Raw genomic sequence first — 16,519 nt, 5'->3', positions numbered from 1 at the left:
GGGGCCAGGCTCACACGATCGGTCAAACACCCTTCCCTGTACGGCCTCTTTTGCGGTGGAATCTGACTCGCCATGGACGACGACGAGGCCATCGCCCGTTCGCTCGACGGCGACTTGGCCGCCTACGAGGCGCTGGTCGCCCGCTACAGCGCGCTCGCTCACCGGACCGCCGCCATGCTGGGCGCCGGCGACGAGGCCGAGGACGTCGTCCAGGAGGCGTTCGTCAAGGCGTACCGCCATCTGGCCACGTTCCGGAGGGACGCGCCGTTCCGGCCCTGGCTGCTGCGCATCGTGGCCAACGAGACGCACAATCTGACCCGTGCACGTGGCCGCCGCTCGGACCTGACGCTCCGGCTCGGCGCCACCGCCGCCCCGGCCGCTCCCGACGACCCGGAGAGCGCGGCCCTGAGCACCGACCGCCGCACCCGCCTGCTGGCCGCCGTACGCGCCCTGCCCGATCGGGAACGTCAGGCGGTCGTCTGCCGGTACTTCTTGCAACTGTCGGAGGCGGAGACCGCCCAGGTGCTCGACCGGCCCGTCGGCAGCGTCAAGTCCAGCACCCATCGCGGACTGGCCCGACTGAGGGAGGAGGTGGGCAATGAACTCACATGATCCGCACAACGATCTCGAGGCCGAGCTGACTGCCCTCGGCGACCTGATCGACGTACCGGCCCCGCCCCCCGCCGACGTCGCCGCCGCCGTCCGCGCCCGCCTGACCCCCGCCGACTCCACCGACTCGACGGGCTCCACAGACTCCACGGACTCCACGGACACCGACGACAATCCCGCCGCCTCCACAGCCACCCCCGCCCGGCAGCACCCGGAGGATCCCGCCGGCGCGGACGCCCCGCTTCGCGGGAGCTCCCGGGCTCCGGGTCGGCGAGTCGATGGGCGGCGGCCTTCGGCACGGCGTGGCCGGCGGAAGAGGTGGACGATCGTGGCTGCGGTGGTCGCCGCCGTCATCGCCGTCACGGCGGCCACCCCCCAAGGCCGGGAAGCCGTGGCGCGGATCCTGCGGTTCGCGGGCGTCGAACTGCGGATCAGCGAAACTCCGGCTCCGGCCGTCACCGCCACCGCCCCGCTGCCCGGCGAACGCACCGTGCCCCCGTCCGAGCTCCCCAGAACGTTCCAGGTCAGGACCCCCTCCGCGCTGGGCGAGCCAGAACGCGTCACGGAGGCCGACGGCGGCAGGGTCGTGTCGATGTTCTGGCCGGACGGCATCCGGCTCGACCAGTTCGACGGCGGCCTCGACCCGATCTTCTTCAAGAAACTGACCCCGCTGCCCGCCTACACCGAGGTCTCCGGCCGTACCGCATGGTGGATCCCCGGCGAGCACCCGCTCGGCTACCTCAGCCGCGCGGACGGCACAGAGATCCCCCTGCGCCAGGCCGCCCCCACTCTCATCTGGCAGGACGGCACGCTCGACTACCGCCTGGAGGGCGTACGCACGATGGCGCAGGCCGTCAGGATCGCCGAGTCACTCAGGTGAGGCCTGCCAGTCGTCGATGCCCTTGAGCAGCTCCTTGCGCACCGACTCGGGCGCCGCCGACGACCGTACGGACTGGCGGGCCAGCTCGGCCACCTCCCGGTCGTCGAACCCGTAAACGTCGCGAGCCAGCTCGTACTGCCGCAGAAGCCGCGTCCCGAACAACAACGGGTCGTCGGCCCCCAGCGCGATCGGCACCCCGGCGTCGAACAGCCGCCGCACCGGAACCAGCTCGGCGCTCTCGGCCACCCCCAGCCCCACGTTGGACGTCGGGCACACCTCGCAGCAGATCTGCCGGTCGGCCAGCCGATGCATGAGCCGCTCGTCCTCCGCCGCCCGCACGCCATGCCCGACGCGGTCGGCGCCGAGGTCGTCGACGCACTGCGCCACGCTGCGCGGCCCCATCAGCTCGCCGCCGTGCGGCAGCGCCAGCAGCCCGCCGCGCTTGGCGATCCTGAACGCCCGCTCGAAGTCCCTGGCCTGCCCGCGTCGCTCGTCGTTGGACAGGCCGAAGCCCACGACGCCCTTGCCGGCGTACTGGGTGGCCAGCCGGGCAAGGGTGTTCGCGTCGAGCGGATGCCGGGTGCGGTTGGCCGCCACGACCACCGCGATGCCGATCCCCGCATGCCGGGCGGCCTGATCCACCGCGTCCAGCACGAGCTCCAGCGTGGCCGTCAGGCCGCCGAACCGCTGGGCGTACCCCGACGGGTCGACCTGGATCTCCAGCCACCGCGAGCCGGCCGCCACCTCGTCCTCGGCGGTCTCGCGCAGCAGCCGGTAGACGTACTCGGGGCGGGTCAGCACGGACCTGGCGATGTCGTACAGCCGCTGGAACCTGAACCAGCCGCGCTCGTCGGTGGCCCGCAACTTGGGTGGCCAGTCCTCCTCCAGCGCGTCGGGAAGGTGCAGCCTCTGCTCCCTGGCCAGCTCGATCAGCGTCGAGTGCCGCATCGAGCCGGTGAAGTGCAGGTGAAGGTGTGCCTTGGGAAGCGCGTGCAACGGCCTTGCCATCCGCATATCTTGCCACCTGGCCCTCGCCGGGTCGGCCGGTTCGCAGGTCACCGGCAACCAAGCGAACGCATGGTATGGACGCGCCCAAGATTGGGGATCAAGCAGGAATGATCGCCGAGGGGCAGAACATCGGGCAGGGACGTCGCGCGGCGCTCGCGGCGCTCGCGTTCGTGGTGACGGCACTCATCATCTACGCGCTGTTCTCCTCCGGCTTCGGGCGCCCGCCGCGCGCCCCGATGGAGACACCCCCGCCGGCTGCGGTCCCGGCGCCGTCCACCACTCCGTCACCGGACCGGCCGGCCGCCGCCGGAGCGGCGCAACCGAGCCCGATCGCGGTCGTCTCCGACCGCTTATGGCTGACGTACCTGCCCCGCGGCCTCGAACGCAGCGGCGGCGGCACGATCGAGCCCACCCCAGGTGCGGAGGGCGCCCGCGCCCGGTACGGCTCCGCGACCAGATTTGTCGAAGTCCAGGTCGAACACGGTACGGTGGCCGCCGACTGGGACGGCTTCCGCGAGCGGATCACCGTGCTCGACCCCCGCGCCACCACCGTGCGGGGCAAACCGGCCGTGGTCGGCAGGCACCCCGACGGCGGGCGCGTGCTCGCCTGGCTCGAACGTCCGGGCACGGGCGCGTGGATCAGGGTCAGCGACTCGCTCAGCGGCGAACTCGTCCGGATCGCCGCCTCCGTCAGGGCTCCTGTAGGAGACTAGGGAGCCTTTCCCGGGAACCACTCGCGTACGGGGGGACGATGCGGCGGCCGGCGGTGATGCTCGTCATGTGCGTGTTGGCCCTGCTCACGGCGTGCGGCGGCGGCCACGCGACGCCGGGCCCTGAGGTCACCTGGGCGGCGCACACCCCCGACGTCACCCGTGAGGGCGTCACCCTGTCGTGCGACGGCTCCGAGGTGCGGCTGCCCGCCATCTCCGGTCTGGAGGAGGCGGGCTCGTTCGCCCGCCTCGACTCACTCAGACGGCCGCTCGAGGTCGAGGGCAGGATCTGGAAGGACAACGACGAGCGTGTCTACGTCGGCGTCGTGTGCGGCGTGCGCAGGGCCGAGGAGTTCGCCACGCTGGTCGCCAGGTCGCGGCTGACGGTCTACGAGGGCAAGCCCGCGCTGCGCTGGGTCACGCGCACGGGCGTGCGCAACTTCATGTGGCTGGAACGGCCGGGCACCGCCGTCTACATCGGCGCGACGCCCGGCCTCGCCACCGAGGTGAGGCCGATCGCGAACGACATCACCTCGGGCTGAGCTCAGCGCGCCTCGGCGAGCAGCTTGCCCAGCCGGCTGACGCCCTCGGCCAGGTCGTCGTCGCCCAGCGCGTACGACAGGCGGAAGTAGCCCGGGGTGCCGAAGGCCTCGCCCGGCACCACCGCGACCTCGGCCTCCTCCAGGATCAGCTCCGCCAGCTCCCCGGACGACTGGGGCCGCCGGCCGCGCAGCTCCTTGCCGATCAACTCCTTGACCGAGGGATATACGTAGAACGCCCCCTTCGGTTCCGGGCACAACACGCCCGGGATCTCGTTCAGCATCCGAACGATCGTCTGCCGGCGCCGGTCGAACGCCGTACGCATCTCCGCCACCGCCGACAGGTCACCGGAAACCGCCGCCAGCGCCGCCATCTGGGCGACGTTGGAGACGTTGGAGGTGGCGTGGGACTGGAGGTTGGTCGCCGCCTTGACCACGTCGGACGGGCCGATCAGCCAGCCCACGCGCCAGCCCGTCATCGCGTACGTCTTCGCCACGCCGTTGAGGATCACGACCCGGTCGCCCAGCTCGGGCACGGCCGTGGCGATGCTGGTGAACTCGGCGCCGCCGTACACGAGGTGCTCGTAGATCTCGTCGGTGACGACCCACAGGCCGTGCTCGGCGGCCCAGCGGCCGATCGCGACGGTCTGCTCGCGCGAGTAGACCGCGCCGGTCGGGTTGGACGGCGAGACGAACAGCAGCACCTTCGTCCGCTCGGTGCGCGCGGCCTCCAGCTGCTCGACGGTCGCGAGGTAGCCGGTGGTCTCGTCGGTCACGACGTCGACCTGCACGCCCCCGGCCAGCTTGATCGCCTCGGGGTAGGTCGTCCAGTAGGGCGCCACGACCATGACCTCGTCGCCCGGGTCGAGCAGCGTCGCGAACGCTTCGTACACGGCCTGCTTGCCACCGTTGGTGACGAGGACCTGCGCGGCCTCGGCCGCGTAGCCGGAGTCGCGCCGCGTCTTGGCGGCGATGGCCTGCTTGAGCTCGGGCAGCCCGCCGGCGGGTGTGTACTTGTGGAAGCGCGGGTTGCGGGCCGCCTCGACCGCTGCCTCGACGATGTAGCCGGGCGTCGGGAAGTCGGGCTCGCCCGCGCCGAAGCCGATCACCGGGCGCCCGGCGGCCTTCATCGCCTTGGCCTTGGCGTCCACGGCGAGCGTGGCGGACTCGGAAATCGCGGAGATTCTGGCGGAGATGCGAGGTCGGGTGGACATGTGTCCATGCTCCCACGAGGGGCTCGTACGCGCGTGACCTGGGCGATCGGATTCGAGTTCGACGTAACGGGGAATCACCCGTATGCTTTCGCCTGGTCCTTCCGCCTCAAGTCGCTGAGCGGTTCGGTCCGGGCAGTGAGTCGATCAGGGTAGTCTGGTCAACGACATAGGGCACTGGCGCAATTGGTAGCGCACCGGTCTCCAAAACCGGCGGTTGGGGGTTCGAGTCCCTCGTGCCCTGCGAGTGCGGTCCGCGCAATAATTGGCGTGTAAGCGCGCCGCAAAACTGCGTTGGATACGACAGATCAGGTGAGGACTGTGGCGATCGACACGCGCGGCGAGACCGCGGACAAGCCCAGTGGCGAAAAGAAGACGCGCACTTCTCCTGCCCTCTTCTATCGGCAGGTCGTCAACGAGCTTCGCAAGGTCATCTGGCCGACACGCAAGGATCTGATCACCTACACCACGGTCGTTCTGATATTCGTCCTGATCATGGTCGCGATCGTGTACGGGCTCGACGCCGCCCTGGGATGGGCGGTCCTCCGGATCTTCGGCTGACCGAGACGCCGCCGGTGCACGCCTGACGGAGTCGCCATTCGATTCGACGATACGACGAAAGAGGAAGAGTCACCGTGTCCGATTCTTCAGTTCCGGCGGAGGACCCCCGCGACGAGTGGGGCGACGAGCTGGAAGAGGCCACTGAGGAAGCCGCCGAGGCGGCTCTCGAGGAGGCCGGGGTCGCGGAGAGCGACGAGGCGCCCGATGCCGAGGCGCCCGCCGTCGAGGACGGTGCCGTTCTTCCCGACGTCGACCCCGTCGAGGAGTTCAAGACTTCGCTGCGCGGCCAGCCCGGCGAGTGGTACGTCATCCACTCCTACGCCGGCTACGAGAACCGCGTGAAGTCCAACATCGAGAGCCGCAACGTGTCGCTCAACATGGAGGACTACATCTACCAGGTCGAGGTGCCGACGCACACCGTCCAGGAGTTCAAGAGCGGCAAGAAGGTGCCGGTCAAGGAGCGCGTGCTGCCCGGCTATGTGCTGGTGCGCATGGAGCTGACCGACGAGTCCTGGGCCGCCGTGCGCAACACGCCCGGTGTGACCGGCTTCGTGGGTCTGTCCAACAAGCCGAGCCCGCTCAGCCTCGACGAGGTCGCCAAGCTCCTGGCGCCCGAGCCGAGCGAGGAGACCAAGAAGGCGGCGGCCAAGACGGCCACCGGCCCGACGGTCGAGTTCGAGATCGGCGAGTCCGTCACGGTCATGGACGGCCCGTTCGCCACGCTGCCGGCCTCGGTCAGCGAGATCAGCCCCGAGTCGCAGAAGCTCAAGGTGCTCGTCTCCATCTTCGGCCGCGAGACTCCCGTCGAGCTCTCGTTCAACCAGGTCTCGAAGATCTAAGACGATCACATACACTTAGACGTTCGGTCGGCCGCCTCTCGCGAAGGGCGGCCGCCGACATGTCCGGGCCGCGCCCGCGGGCCGGATGCATCGCTATCAGGACCCGGAGAAGGACTCATGCCTCCGAAGAAGAAAATCGCCGCACTGGTGAAGGTCCAGCTCCCCGCTGGCCAGGCCACCCCGGCGCCGCCGGTGGGTACCGCCCTCGGTCCCCACGGCGTCAACATCATGGACTTCGTCAAGCAGTACAACGCCGCGACGGAGTCGCAGCGGGGCAACATCATCCCCGTTGAGATCACCATCTTCGAAGACCGCAGCTTCACCTTCATCACGAAGACGCCGCCGGCGCCCGAGCTGATCAAGAAGGCCCTGGGTCTCGACAAGGGCAGCGCGGTCCCGCACCGCGACAAGGTGGGCAAGCTCAGCCGCGAGCAGCTGCGCAGCATCGCCGAGACGAAGATGCCCGACCTCAACGCCAACGACATCGAGGCAGCCGAGAAGATCATCGCCGGCACCGCCCGGTCGATGGGCATCACGGTCGCCGAGTAGGACCTTTCCCAGAAGTCGTGGGAGGGCCGCCAGCCGGCCCGCACACCACTAGGAGTCAAGAATGCAGCGCAGCAAGGGCTACAAGGACGCGGCCGTCAAAGTCGACCGCGACAAGCTCTACACGCCCGTAGAGGCCGCGAAACTGGCCAAGGAGACGTCGAGCACCAAGTTCGACGCCACCGTGGAGGTCGCGCTCCGCCTGGGCGTCGACCCTCGCAAGGCCGACCAGATCGTGCGCGGCACGGTCAACCTTCCGCACGGCACCGGTAAGACCGCCCGGGTCCTGGTCTTCGCGACCGGTGACCGTGCCGAGGCGGCCCGCGAGGCGGGCGCCGACATCGTCGGCGCCGACGAGCTGATCGACGAGATCGCCAAGGGCAACCGGCTCAACGAGTTCGACGCCGTGGTGGCCACGCCCGACCTGATGGGCAAGGTCGGCCGCCTCGGTCGTGTCCTCGGCCCGCGTGGTCTCATGCCCAACCCCAAGACCGGCACCGTGACGCCCGACGTCGCCAAGGCCGTGACGGAGATCAAGGGCGGCAAGATCGAGTTCCGTACCGACCGGCAGGCCAACCTGCACTTCATCATCGGCAAGACGTCGTTCGGCGAGCGCCAGCTCGTGGAGAACTACGCCGCCGCGCTCGACGAGGTGCTGCGTCTCAAGCCGTCGGCCGCCAAGGGCCGCTACCTGAAGAAGGTCACCTTCTCCACGACGATGGGCCCGGGCGTCCCGGTCGACCCCAACGTCACCCGCGGACTGACGTCCGAGCTGGAGAGCTGACCCTCCCACCAGCCCGAAAAGGCCCCCGCCCGGTTTCCCGGGCGGGGGCCTTTTCCATTCCCGACTTCCCTTCCCGACCCCTCCGCCCCGGCCGCCCGGCGAACGTCGTCTTGCCTGTCCCGCCGGGCCCTCGTCGGCCACCAGGCGGGCCCGGCAGACACCGCACTCGCTTCAGGGCCGCATCCGCTTCCCTGCGACCGCCGCCCCGCCCTCGTCTCGGACTCCTCGTCGCGGCTTTGCGCCGCCTTCTGGGCTCGGACTGCTCATGCGCCATCCTCCGCGTCTGGAGCATCCCTTCGCCGGGATCCTCGGGGAGCGCAGCAGCGCCCTTGCCCGGACAGGGTGCTCGGGCTGCTCGTGAGTGAGCTCTGCGCCGTCCCCTGGAGCCGGAGAGCCGGTCTGGGCGGCGCCGAAACTCCTTGGGAGCACCGTCCTTTCGGTGGCGGGGGCACAGTCGTGGGTCCGCGCCCTCCTCGATGAGTGCCGACCTCTTGTGGTTTCACCGGGCGTGGTGCCGTACAGGAGGGTTCTCACTGTTATCTGGGGCGGCTCCTCGTAGTCAGTTGGCGCCTACTTGCCAGACAGATATCCGGGGGCTTCCGGAATGTCAGCCATGTCAGGTGCACGGCCTCGGGGTCGACCACCACCCGTGGCCCCGGGGTACGACAAGTACACAGCGATCCGGCCCGCGCTCCGTGTGGAACGCTCGACCCGCCGCGCGCAGCCCCGCCAGATACGCGCACGCCTCGACATGGAGTCCCAGGTCCTCATCAACCACCACCCACGACACCGACTCGTCGGCGGCCACCGCCCGCTCAGGCCGGAAGCACGGAGGGGGCACGGCCGACGTCGATGTGCTGCCGCGGGAGACGTTCCGAGTGGTGGGGGGCGTGGTTCGACCGGTTCCGCAGCTCCGGCGAGTCGGCCGAGGCTGGGCCTGGCCGATCTGGGTGCCCGGGGGCAAGAGCGGCAAGCCCGGCGACCTGATCATCTCATTCGGACTGACCCAGGCCGTCCGCGGCGCCCAGCGTGCCCCCACACGATGGGCGCTCCGCATGCATGGCCCGTGGGGATTCTACGGGTGGTCATCGTGCTGCGGCGGTGGCGTCAACGTCGCCTTGACGCCGGATGCGCCGCGCGGAAGGCCACGGAAGGGAGCGTGCGCTGTGGCCTTACCGTGACCGGCGTGGTACTGGGTCCTGTGCTCATTCCTCGCCTTCGCCGAGCGGTGCGTTGCCGTCGACGAGTTCGCATGCCGCCACGGGGCCGTCGGAGACCCGCGCCCAGATCGCCGCGATGACACCACCCGGCTCGGCATTGTCGTTCACGCCGAACTCCAGCACGCCGGTCTGGCCTGGCTTGATCTGTGCCGGGTCGATCTGGAAGCCGGAGAAGTCCTCGGAGGTGGGCGGGAACACGGCGAGGGGGGCCTGTTCCTTCGACAGCCAGGTCGAGCCGCGCGGCCGGGTGGCGCACTTCTTGCCCGCCGGCAGGTAGTCGACGACGATGTTGTAGCCCATCCGCTGCAGTTCGGCCTCTAGTCCCTTGGGATCCTTGGCCTCGTTGATGGTGATGGACACGGTGCCGTCGGGGTTCTCGGCCACAGCGTAGGCGGGGGTGCCGCCGAACATCAGCGGGAGAGCCACCGCGGCTGCGGCGGCCAGGCCCAGGGCGGGAGCCAGTACCGCGGGGCGCAGCAGTCTGCGGCGTCGCGTGGCGGGGGTGGACTCGTTCTGGATCGCGGTCATCACGAACTCCTTGAGTAGTTGATGACGGCCCTCAGGAAAGTCCCGCTTTTCGGGGAAAATGTTCATGGGTGCTCCTTGGCGGACCGGACCGCGGTGCCGCGGTCACCATCTCCTGTCACGGGGGTCAGGGAGAGTTCCAACTTTTTGCGGGCCCGGGACAGCCGGGACCGCACGGTGCCGATCGGGATGCCGAGCGCCTCGGCCGCCTCGGCGTAGTCGAGCCCGGCTCCGGCGCACAGCAGCAGCACGTCCCGCTCCTGCTTACGCAACCGCCCGATCGCCGTACGCACCTCCTCCAGTCGCTGCGCGTCGGCGATTCGCCCGATCACCTCATCGGCGAAATCCGGTACGGGAGCGGCGCGGGGCATCTTGGCGAGGGCCTCCCGGTGCATCCATCTGGCTCGTTTCAGGTTGCGGCCCACATTGGTGGCCACTCCCAGCAGCCATGGGCGCAGCGAGCCGCCGTCCGGGTCGAGCCGTTCCCGTAACCGCCACACCTCCATGAACGTCAGCGACACCACGTCCTCAGCTGCCGACCAGTCGCCGACCACCCAGTAGGCGTGGTTGTAGACGCTTGTGGCGTACTCGTCGAAAAGCTCGCCCAAGGCCTGTTGATCGCCGCCCCGTAGGCGGGCACGCGTCTTCCTGTCCACAGGGACTACTGTCGCGGGGACGTGGCTGAGTTCCCGTCAGTCCCCTTCCCGTTGCGGGAAGCCCGGCACGGACCTCCTGGCGACCAACCCCGCCCGGCGGCTGGAGCGGCGCAAGCCCGCCTGTCGCGGCGAATGCGCCATCCCAGCCGCCCGCCTGGAAACGACCTCAAGCACGCCCTGCGAGAACGCTTCGTGCGGAGGTTCCTGTACGACACGGCCGCCCGCGCCGAGGAGATCCTCGACCCTCAACGTCGAGGACCTCGACTTGGAGTTTCGCCGCGCCCGTGTCGTCTCCAAGGGTGGCGCCATCGAATACGCGCACTGGGCCACCCCGGCGGTCCGGCTGCTGACCGGCCGCGCCCGCGGGCCGGCGTTCGTGGCCGACCGGCGCGGTCCCGCCTTCGACTGGCGCGCTTGCGCCTTCGACTGGCGCGCTTGCGCCTTCGACTGGCGCGCTTGCGCCTCCGACCGGTGCGGTCCCGCCTCTGGCCGCCGCGCTCGCGCCTCCGGCCGTCGCGCGCCCGCGTTGGGTGGCGTCTGTCCCATCACCGGGCGGGGCCGCCTGTCGTACCCGCGCGCCGAAGAGCTGTTCAAGACCGCCTCGGCCGAGCTCGTCCCGCACCGCCAAAGGTGGCCCCTGCATCAGCCGCGTCAGTCGGCGCTCCAGCACCTCGCGCAAGCCGGACGCGCCGCGCCCGAACTCCAGGCCAAGAGCCGCCACCAGCACCTGGCCGGCCTCGGCCGCTGCGGCCGCCTCGGCGAAGAGACTTCCGCCCGTAGCCCCGCCGACGCCGACCCCATTCAGCGGCGCCGCCCCCGCCGACCCCGTACCGCACCATGGCGGCCGACCGCTCATCAGGCCGGCCACATCCGCGGCGCCTGCTCGTCAAGGGATCCAAGCTCTGCACATCAAGATCCCGGCAACCCTCACGTGGCCGGGATCTTCGTGCTTCCGCCGGTCTTTCGGGACGAACCCGCCCGGCAGCGCGCGAACGCTTTCGCGCAGTCCGGCCCCCGAGACGCCCTCGCCGCGTCCCCCGCTTGCGACGTGCCCGCGTGACGCCGCCGCACCGACGTGGTCGGCATCGTCCCCGGCCGAGCAGCGATCATCCGGGCCGGGAGCATCGTCATGTCCGACCCTCTGCGGCTCGCAGTGGCCCCTTCTCACCTTTCGGGTGCTCAGATGGGCGCTGTTGCCGGGGTGGCGGCGGGCTCGTATCGGCGTGCCGCCGTGGCCGGCCGTGCTTTCGCCATCGGCGTATGGAGCGAGTAGGCGCCTCTGAGCGCGCGCTGCGCCTTCGGGCCGTTCGGTGGGTGGGCGTTGCCGTGCTTGGACGGCGTGTCTCCACCCGTCGTGGCCGTTGTGGTGGGGATGGTGGCGGCGGTCAGTTCCGGGGGAGTGGCGGGGGTGGGGGTGGGTAGGTGGGGACCCTGAGTTTTCCCTTATATGTCAGGGGAAAGCGCCACGGCGGTGGAACTTGAACGTAGGGTCAAACCATGCTGAAGCGCACGATAGTAATGACCGCGGCCGGGGCCGCACTCGTCATGGCCGCGGTCGCCGGTTGTGGATCGAACGCGCAGCCCATCCAGGTGAACCTGGCCGCCTCAGAGGTGCTGACGCAGGCCGCGCAGAAGACCGCGGAGGTCACCAGTTACACGGTCGACGCCGTGGTCGACGTCCAGCATCCGCAGGAGGGCGCCGGCAAGGTGCAGGGGCGGATGGTCTACCAGAGCAAGCCGCAGCTCGCCGCCGACCTCACCCTCGACACCGTCGACATGGGTGGCCGGGGCGTGCCGGGCGGCGTCCGGGCCGTGCTGCAGGGCGACACCGTCTACGTCAAGGTCCAGGCGCTCAACGAGATGCTCGGGGCCACCAAGCCGTGGATCAAGGTCCCGCTCGCCGAGACGGGCGACTCCGGTGAGGCGCGGCGCTACCTCGACCAGATCCAGCAGTTCGACCTCGGCAACATGACCAAGCTCGTCACCGCCTCGCAGGACGTGAAGGCGGTCGGCACCGAGAGCGTCAACGGCGAGGACACCACCCACTACAGCGGCACGTTCCCGGTGGACGTGGCCGTCCAGCAGCTGCCCGCCGACCGGCAGGAGCAGGCGCGTCAGGGCCTGGCCGAGCTGCAGAACGTGAAGTTCGACATCTGGGTGGCCTCCGACGGCCTGCCCCGCAAGCTCGCGCTGAACGGCTCCAAGGAAGGCGCCACGCTCGACGCCACCCTGCTGTTCAAGGGCTTCAACGAGACCGTCAGCATCGAGGCCCCGCCCGCCGACCAGGTCGGCGAGCTGCCGCAGCCGACGACCAACTGAGCACGACCGACTGAGAACGATTTGGAAACTCGGCGGCCAGCACGTACTCTGGTCGTTGCCGAAGACCGCCGGTCGTCGTCAGGTGCTCACATCCTGACGACCGAAGGATCCACGTGATGTGGACGGCCCGCGCAGGTGTGATGCGAGTTTCCCACACGGAGTGATCTGTGTGCGTGAGCCCCGTGCGCCCTGCGCCCGGGGCTGTTCTCATTTCTGGAGCCTTCGCCGGTGGCACATCTGGAAGGAGGCCCATGGCGAGGGCGGATAAGGCGACAGCCGTTGCCGAGCTCAAGAACGAGTTCGAGGGCAGCAGCGCCGCCGTTCTGACCGAGTACCGCGGTCTCACCGTCGCGCAGCTCAAGGAGCTGCGCACCTCTCTCGGTGAGAATGCGAAGTTCGCCGTGGCGAAGAACACCCTGACCAAGCTCGCCGCCACTGAGGCCGGCGTGAGGGGTCTGGACGACCTGCTGGTCGGCCCCACCGCCGTCGCCTTCGTCAAGGGCGACGTCGTCGAGGCTGCCAAGGGTCTGCGTGACTTCGCCAAGGCCAATCCCCTTCTGGTGATCAAGGGCGGTGTCCTCGAGGGCAAGACGCTCGACGCCACCGAGATCACCAAGCTCGCCGACCTTGAGTCCCGCGAGGTTCTCCTCGCGAAGCTCGCCGGTGCCATGAAGGCGAAGCAGAGCGCCGCTGCCGCGATGTTCGCCGCGCTGCCCACGCAGATGGCCCAGCTGGCCGAAGCCCTGCGTGCCAAGCGCGACGAGGCGGGCGAGTAACACGGGGGTTGCCGCAGAAACCGCGGTCCCGTTCCAAGTTTTCAGCAAGTCCTATACGTAAGGAATCATCATGGCGAAGCTCAGCAACGACGAGCTGCTCGACGCGTTCAAGGAGATGACCCTCCTCGAGCTGTCCGAGTTCGTGAAGCAGTTCGAAGAGATCTTCGACGTCAAGGCCGCCGCCCCCGTCGCGGTTGCCGCCGCCCCCGCCGCCGCTGGTGGCGGCGAGGCCGCCGCTGTCGAGGAGCAGGACGAGTTCGACGTCATCCTCGAGGCCGCCGGCGACAAGAAGATCCAGGTCATCAAGGAGATCCGCGCCCTGACGTCCCTGGGCCTCAAGGAGGCCAAGGACCTGGTCGACGGCGCTCCGAAGCCGGTCTTCGACGGCAAGGTCAACAAGGAGCAGGCGGAGAAGGCCAAGGCTGCCCTCGAGGGCGCCGGCGCCACCGTCACCGTGAAGTAACTTCCCCTTCGCTTCACGCAAGACGCTCTACGGAAAGAGGCGGACACACCCTGGTGCCGGGTGTGCCGCCTCTTTTCGCGTTTTCAGGACCGGTTCAGCCCGCGGCGGCGCGTACGCGGGCGATGGCGCTGGTGTCCATGTAGTCCCTGGTGTGGACGATCTGATCGTTCCTGATCCGCAGGACGAGCAGGCCGGGGACGGTGATCGGCTGCCCGCCGGCCGTGACGTGCGTGTCCTGTTCCACGACCACCACCTCCGGGTCGTGCGTCCGGTGCAGCGCCAGGAGGCGCACCTCCTGGGCCTCCATGCCGGCGGAGTCCCACATCGCGTGGTAGCCGGCGCGGATCCGCTCCCTGCCCACGTACGGCGGCAGCCCCCCGAAGGGGAACTCGTGCAGCCCGTCCTCGGCGTAGAGGTCGGCCAGGTCGTCGGCCGACCTGTGCAGCATGGCGGCGTGGTAGCCGCTGACGATGTCTTCGATGTCCATGGGCCGTCCCGTTCGCTCAACAGGCGTTGACTCAACGAGCGTAGAGCGAAAGGGTGGCGTGGGTCAACGCATGTAGAGTCTTCGCGTGGGCGAAGTGCTTCCGCGGGCCGAGAAGCGGCGCCGCACCGAGGGGCGGATCCTCGACGCGGCCAGGTCGCTCTTCGCCGAAGTGGGCTACGAACGCGCCACCATCAGGGCCGTCGCCGGGGCGGCCGGCGTCGATCCGGCCCTCGTGATGCAGTACTTCGGCAGCAAGCAGGAGCTCTTCCAGCAGGCCGTACGCGTGACGCCGGCCGACGGGGGAGAACCGGGCGCCGACGAGGTGGTCGAGCACGTCCTGGGCACCCTCGGCGTGAAGATGGGGGAGCTGCCGCAGAGCTCGCTGGCCATGCTGCGCTCGATGCTCACCCACCCCGAGGCGGCGGCGTCGGCGCGGCGGCTGCTCGGGGAGCAGATCGACCGGGTCGCCGGCGCGCTGTCCGGCGACGACGCGCGGTTGCGGGCGTCGCTCATGACCCTGGTGATGCTGGGCGTGACGGTGGGGCACCAGCTGCTGGAGCTGGACGAGCTGCGCGGGGTGCCGCCGGAGGAGCTCGCCCGGCTGCTGCGTCCCGGTCTGCGTGCCCTGGCCGGCCCCGAGACCCCCTGACGGTCGCAGCAGGTCTGGAGCTCCCGTTGGGCCCCATAGTCGCTCAGCGAGCCTCTCAGAGCCGTCTGGAGGCATTCGGGGGCCTGACCGATTGCCCCGCATTTGTCAGGTGTACCCGTCGTGCCCCTGTGGCAGACCGGCTCTGTTGTTTGCGGAGCTCCGGGAGTGAGTGTCGCGTTATGATCCGGCGACCGGGCGGGAAGGGGTGAGCGGACGTGGCGGGACTTTCCGTACGACCTGCTCGCATCCTCATCGCGGCGCTCAGCGGGGTGCTGGCGGTGTTGGTCGGCACGGGCGTGTGGATCGCCGCCCAGGCACGCGAGGAGCAGGGCAGAGCGGGCGACTGGCGGGCGGCGCTCGTGGCGGCGGGCGCGCACGCGAAGAACCTGATGTCACTCGACTACCGCACGGTCGACGGCGACATGCGGCGGATCCTCGACACCTCCACCGGCCCGGCCAGGGCCGAGTACGTCGCCAACGGTGACAAGCTCAAGTCCACGACCGTCGGGAACAAGGTCGTCCAGCACGGTGTGCTGCGCGCCACCGGTCTGGTGTCCATGACCGACGCGGTGGCCAGGGTGCTGGTGGTGGGCGACGTGGAGATCCGCTGGGACGGCTCCAAGAGCCCGCCCCAGGAGCGCTACTACCGCTGGCAGATGGACCTGGCCAAGGCCGGCGGCCGCTGGCTGGTGTCGAAGGTGGTGCAGGTGCCGTGAGAATGATCACGATCGTCCTGCTGGGCGTCCTCGTGGCGGCCGGAGCCGTGCTGGTGCCGACCATGTGGTTCAACCTGCGCGACCTGCGCGCGGCGGAGGTGGCCGCGGGGGAGGCCGTGGCCGTCGCGAAGAAGGTGGCGCCCGCCCTGCTCTCGTACAGCTACCGGACGGTGGAGCGGGATCTGGCGCGGGCGGACACGTACACGACGGGGGAGCTGAGCGGGTATTTCAAGGAGCTGACCGCGAATCTGGTGTCGAGGGCCAAGGAGCAGAAGATCGTGCAGACGGCCTCCGTGGCGGCCGCGGGGGTCGAGCGGGCGGAGCCGGATCGCGTCGAGGTTCTGCTCTTCGTGAACACTGGTACGGTCAGGGAGATCCCCGGCGAGGCAAGCCCTCAGCAGGAGTTCACCCAGAATCGGGCCAGGTTCGTCATGGTGCGGCAAGATTCCCGGTGGCTGGTGGCCGGCATGTCGACCTTGCTGGGGACCGCCTGATGCCCCGAGACCCCGCGGGCGCGCCGCTTCCTTCAATTGTTACCAAAAATCTGGTTTGGCGGAGGCCATGACGGGGGTACCCCAGTCACAGCTACATCGGTAGTCGGCATGGGTTCGACCCCCGGTGTGACGGAGCGTTAACCGCCCCCGTTCGCGGGTATCGTCTTGGGCCTGGCGGTAGGCGATCAGTCACGCAGGGAAGAAAACCCAGCGTCCGGGCCCTGAGTCGGCTAAAAGTCGGGCTTACGGGCTTGACGTTTCCGCCTGAACGGGCGATGCTGCGACCAACGTGGAGCATGCAGCGAAGGTGAAGTGGACAGGCGTGTGCCGTTCGGCTACACTGCCCCTTTGCGCTGCCCTTTGACGACCCGCGATGCTTGCTCACGTTGCGAGGTTGTCTGGCGTGCGTGTAGTCAGTCCGCCGCGAGCCCTCGGAAGGACATCTGTTGGCAGCCTCGCGCAACGCCTCCGCCGTACCCGCTGGTCCCCGTCGCGTCTCCTTTTCGCGCATCCAGGAGCCTCTCGAA

At 69.6% G+C, this 16,519-nt stretch carries 20 protein-coding genes and 1 tRNA gene; 16 read left to right on the top strand and 5 right to left on the bottom strand.

The features are described 5' to 3' along the window. Positions 1–72 precede the first annotated feature (72 nt). The gene (locus ACIBP6_RS38285; protein ID WP_397058990.1) at positions 73–612 is read left to right on the top strand and encodes an RNA polymerase sigma factor; all 540 of its coding nucleotides are present in this window, start codon (positions 73–75) and stop codon (positions 610–612) included. After that, entirely contained in the window at positions 599–1,489 is an 891-nt protein-coding gene (locus tag ACIBP6_RS38280) for a hypothetical protein (RefSeq protein ID WP_397058988.1), read from the top strand. Before ACIBP6_RS38285 ends, ACIBP6_RS38280 begins: the two co-directional genes overlap by 14 nt. On the opposite strand, the gene ACIBP6_RS38275 is transcribed toward ACIBP6_RS38280, so the two are convergent. Further along, a complete protein-coding gene (locus ACIBP6_RS38275) occupies positions 1,478–2,497 on the bottom strand; it encodes an adenosine deaminase (RefSeq protein WP_132613616.1) in 1,020 nt (339 codons plus the stop codon). The genes ACIBP6_RS38280 and ACIBP6_RS38275 overlap by 12 nt on opposite strands. A gap of 107 nt (positions 2,498–2,604) precedes the next feature. On the opposite strand from ACIBP6_RS38275, the gene ACIBP6_RS38270 reads away from it, so the two are divergent. Together ACIBP6_RS38270 and ACIBP6_RS38265 are read left to right on the top strand one after the other, a co-directional pair. Continuing rightward, entirely contained in the window at positions 2,605–3,210 is a 606-nt protein-coding gene (locus tag ACIBP6_RS38270; RefSeq protein WP_397058986.1) for a hypothetical protein, read from the top strand. A 65-nt stretch (positions 3,211–3,275) separates the two neighbouring features. Then, positions 3,276–3,749 carry a hypothetical protein gene (locus tag ACIBP6_RS38265; protein ID WP_397058984.1) on the top strand — a complete coding sequence of 158 codons (474 nt, stop codon included), beginning with the start codon at positions 3,276–3,278 and terminating at the stop codon, positions 3,747–3,749. 2 nt (positions 3,750–3,751) lie between these two features. Here the strand turns inward: ACIBP6_RS38265 and ACIBP6_RS38260 are convergent, their stop codons facing one another. Beyond that, complete coding sequence (locus ACIBP6_RS38260) at positions 3,752–4,960, bottom strand: pyridoxal phosphate-dependent aminotransferase (protein WP_132613622.1); 1,209 nt, start codon at positions 4,958–4,960, stop codon at positions 3,752–3,754. Positions 4,961–5,128: 168 nt separating this feature from the next. Here ACIBP6_RS38260 and ACIBP6_RS38255 point away from each other — a divergent pair. From ACIBP6_RS38255 to rplA, 5 genes are all read left to right on the top strand, one after another. After that, positions 5,129–5,201, top strand: a tRNA-Trp gene (locus ACIBP6_RS38255). A gap of 77 nt (positions 5,202–5,278) precedes the next feature. Continuing rightward, positions 5,279–5,518: a preprotein translocase subunit SecE gene (gene secE / locus ACIBP6_RS38250; protein ID WP_165969768.1), complete on the top strand. Its 240-nt coding sequence runs from the start codon at positions 5,279–5,281 to the stop codon at positions 5,516–5,518. A gap of 74 nt (positions 5,519–5,592) precedes the next feature. Then, positions 5,593–6,357 carry a transcription termination/antitermination protein NusG gene (gene nusG / locus ACIBP6_RS38245; RefSeq protein ID WP_132613626.1) on the top strand — a complete coding sequence of 255 codons (765 nt, stop codon included), beginning with the start codon at positions 5,593–5,595 and terminating at the stop codon, positions 6,355–6,357. Between the two features lie 117 nt (positions 6,358–6,474). Beyond that, positions 6,475–6,906: a 50S ribosomal protein L11 gene (rplK, locus tag ACIBP6_RS38240; protein ID WP_138719455.1), complete on the top strand. Its 432-nt coding sequence runs from the start codon at positions 6,475–6,477 to the stop codon at positions 6,904–6,906. Positions 6,907–6,967: 61 nt separating this feature from the next. Next, a complete protein-coding gene (gene rplA, locus ACIBP6_RS38235) occupies positions 6,968–7,687 on the top strand; it encodes a 50S ribosomal protein L1 (protein WP_397058981.1) in 720 nt (239 codons plus the stop codon). A 1,205-nt stretch (positions 7,688–8,892) separates the two neighbouring features. Here rplA and ACIBP6_RS38230 read toward each other — a convergent pair. After that, positions 8,893–9,435 carry a hypothetical protein gene (locus ACIBP6_RS38230; RefSeq protein ID WP_397058979.1) on the bottom strand — a complete coding sequence of 181 codons (543 nt, stop codon included), beginning with the start codon at positions 9,433–9,435 and terminating at the stop codon, positions 8,893–8,895. A gap of 62 nt (positions 9,436–9,497) precedes the next feature. Continuing rightward, positions 9,498–10,040, bottom strand: coding sequence for an RNA polymerase sigma factor (locus ACIBP6_RS38225; RefSeq protein ID WP_397058977.1), 543 nt, complete (start codon positions 10,038–10,040; stop codon positions 9,498–9,500). Positions 10,041–10,353: 313 nt separating this feature from the next. Here ACIBP6_RS38225 and ACIBP6_RS38220 point away from each other — a divergent pair, with 313 nt between their 5' ends. The 4 genes from ACIBP6_RS38220 (at position 10,354) to rplL (ending at position 13,646) form a co-directional block, all read left to right on the top strand. Further along, positions 10,354–11,148 (top strand): hypothetical protein, encoded by a 795-nt coding sequence (locus tag ACIBP6_RS38220; RefSeq protein WP_397058975.1) that lies wholly within the window; start codon positions 10,354–10,356, stop codon positions 11,146–11,148. Positions 11,149–11,585: 437 nt separating this feature from the next. After that, positions 11,586–12,407, top strand: a complete 822-nt coding sequence (locus ACIBP6_RS38215; protein ID WP_397058973.1) for an LppX_LprAFG lipoprotein — start codon at positions 11,586–11,588, stop codon at positions 12,405–12,407. Between the two features lie 251 nt (positions 12,408–12,658). Further along, the gene (rplJ, locus tag ACIBP6_RS38210) at positions 12,659–13,183 is read left to right on the top strand and encodes a 50S ribosomal protein L10 (protein WP_132623506.1); all 525 of its coding nucleotides are present in this window, start codon (positions 12,659–12,661) and stop codon (positions 13,181–13,183) included. A gap of 70 nt (positions 13,184–13,253) precedes the next feature. Further along, on the top strand, positions 13,254–13,646 hold the full coding sequence (rplL, locus tag ACIBP6_RS38205) for a 50S ribosomal protein L7/L12 (RefSeq protein ID WP_132623504.1): 393 nt from the start codon (positions 13,254–13,256) through the stop codon (positions 13,644–13,646). A 94-nt stretch (positions 13,647–13,740) separates the two neighbouring features. On the opposite strand, the gene ACIBP6_RS38200 is transcribed toward rplL, so the two are convergent. Next, positions 13,741–14,133, bottom strand: coding sequence for a nuclear transport factor 2 family protein (locus tag ACIBP6_RS38200; protein WP_397058971.1), 393 nt, complete (start codon positions 14,131–14,133; stop codon positions 13,741–13,743). A gap of 85 nt (positions 14,134–14,218) precedes the next feature. On the opposite strand from ACIBP6_RS38200, the gene ACIBP6_RS38195 reads away from it, so the two are divergent. The 3 genes from ACIBP6_RS38195 (at position 14,219) to ACIBP6_RS38185 (ending at position 15,992) form a co-directional block, all read left to right on the top strand. Beyond that, positions 14,219–14,782, top strand: coding sequence for a TetR/AcrR family transcriptional regulator (locus ACIBP6_RS38195; RefSeq protein ID WP_397058969.1), 564 nt, complete (start codon positions 14,219–14,221; stop codon positions 14,780–14,782). Positions 14,783–14,997: 215 nt separating this feature from the next. Beyond that, positions 14,998–15,498, top strand: a complete 501-nt coding sequence (locus ACIBP6_RS38190) for a hypothetical protein (RefSeq protein ID WP_397058967.1) — start codon at positions 14,998–15,000, stop codon at positions 15,496–15,498. A gap of 2 nt (positions 15,499–15,500) precedes the next feature. After that, positions 15,501–15,992, top strand: a complete 492-nt coding sequence (locus ACIBP6_RS38185) for a hypothetical protein (protein WP_397058965.1) — start codon at positions 15,501–15,503, stop codon at positions 15,990–15,992. Positions 15,993–16,519: the final 527 nt, after the last annotated feature.

The sequence above is a fragment of the Nonomuraea terrae genome (assembly GCF_044465245.1).
GTDB lineage: Bacteria > Actinomycetota > Actinomycetes > Streptosporangiales > Streptosporangiaceae > Nonomuraea > Nonomuraea terrae.
Note: the sequence above shows the minus strand (reverse complement) of the source record. Positions and strands in the feature narration are given on the sequence as shown.

What these genes read in the sequence shown, in the direction of transcription:
- ACIBP6_RS38285 (WP_397058990.1), top strand. Translation starts at nt 73, where the DNA reads ATGGACGACGACGAGGCCATCGCCCGTTCGCTCGACGGCGACTTGGCC.
- ACIBP6_RS38280 (WP_397058988.1), top strand. Translation starts at nt 599, where the DNA reads ATGAACTCACATGATCCGCACAACGATCTCGAGGCCGAGCTGACTGCC.
- ACIBP6_RS38275 (WP_132613616.1), bottom strand. Translation starts at nt 2,497, where the DNA reads ATGGCAAGGCCGTTGCACGCGCTTCCCAAGGCACACCTTCACCTGCAC.
- ACIBP6_RS38270 (WP_397058986.1), top strand. Translation starts at nt 2,605, where the DNA reads ATGATCGCCGAGGGGCAGAACATCGGGCAGGGACGTCGCGCGGCGCTC.
- ACIBP6_RS38265 (WP_397058984.1), top strand. Translation starts at nt 3,276, where the DNA reads ATGTGCGTGTTGGCCCTGCTCACGGCGTGCGGCGGCGGCCACGCGACG.
- ACIBP6_RS38260 (WP_132613622.1), bottom strand. Translation starts at nt 4,960, where the DNA reads ATGTCCACCCGACCTCGCATCTCCGCCAGAATCTCCGCGATTTCCGAG.
- rplK (WP_138719455.1), top strand. Translation starts at nt 6,475, where the DNA reads ATGCCTCCGAAGAAGAAAATCGCCGCACTGGTGAAGGTCCAGCTCCCC.
- rplA (WP_397058981.1), top strand. Translation starts at nt 6,968, where the DNA reads ATGCAGCGCAGCAAGGGCTACAAGGACGCGGCCGTCAAAGTCGACCGC.
- ACIBP6_RS38230 (WP_397058979.1), bottom strand. Translation starts at nt 9,435, where the DNA reads ATGACCGCGATCCAGAACGAGTCCACCCCCGCCACGCGACGCCGCAGA.
- ACIBP6_RS38215 (WP_397058973.1), top strand. Translation starts at nt 11,586, where the DNA reads ATGCTGAAGCGCACGATAGTAATGACCGCGGCCGGGGCCGCACTCGTC.
- rplJ (WP_132623506.1), top strand. Translation starts at nt 12,659, where the DNA reads ATGGCGAGGGCGGATAAGGCGACAGCCGTTGCCGAGCTCAAGAACGAG.
- rplL (WP_132623504.1), top strand. Translation starts at nt 13,254, where the DNA reads ATGGCGAAGCTCAGCAACGACGAGCTGCTCGACGCGTTCAAGGAGATG.
- ACIBP6_RS38200 (WP_397058971.1), bottom strand. Translation starts at nt 14,133, where the DNA reads ATGGACATCGAAGACATCGTCAGCGGCTACCACGCCGCCATGCTGCAC.
- ACIBP6_RS38185 (WP_397058965.1), top strand. Translation starts at nt 15,501, where the DNA reads ATGATCACGATCGTCCTGCTGGGCGTCCTCGTGGCGGCCGGAGCCGTG.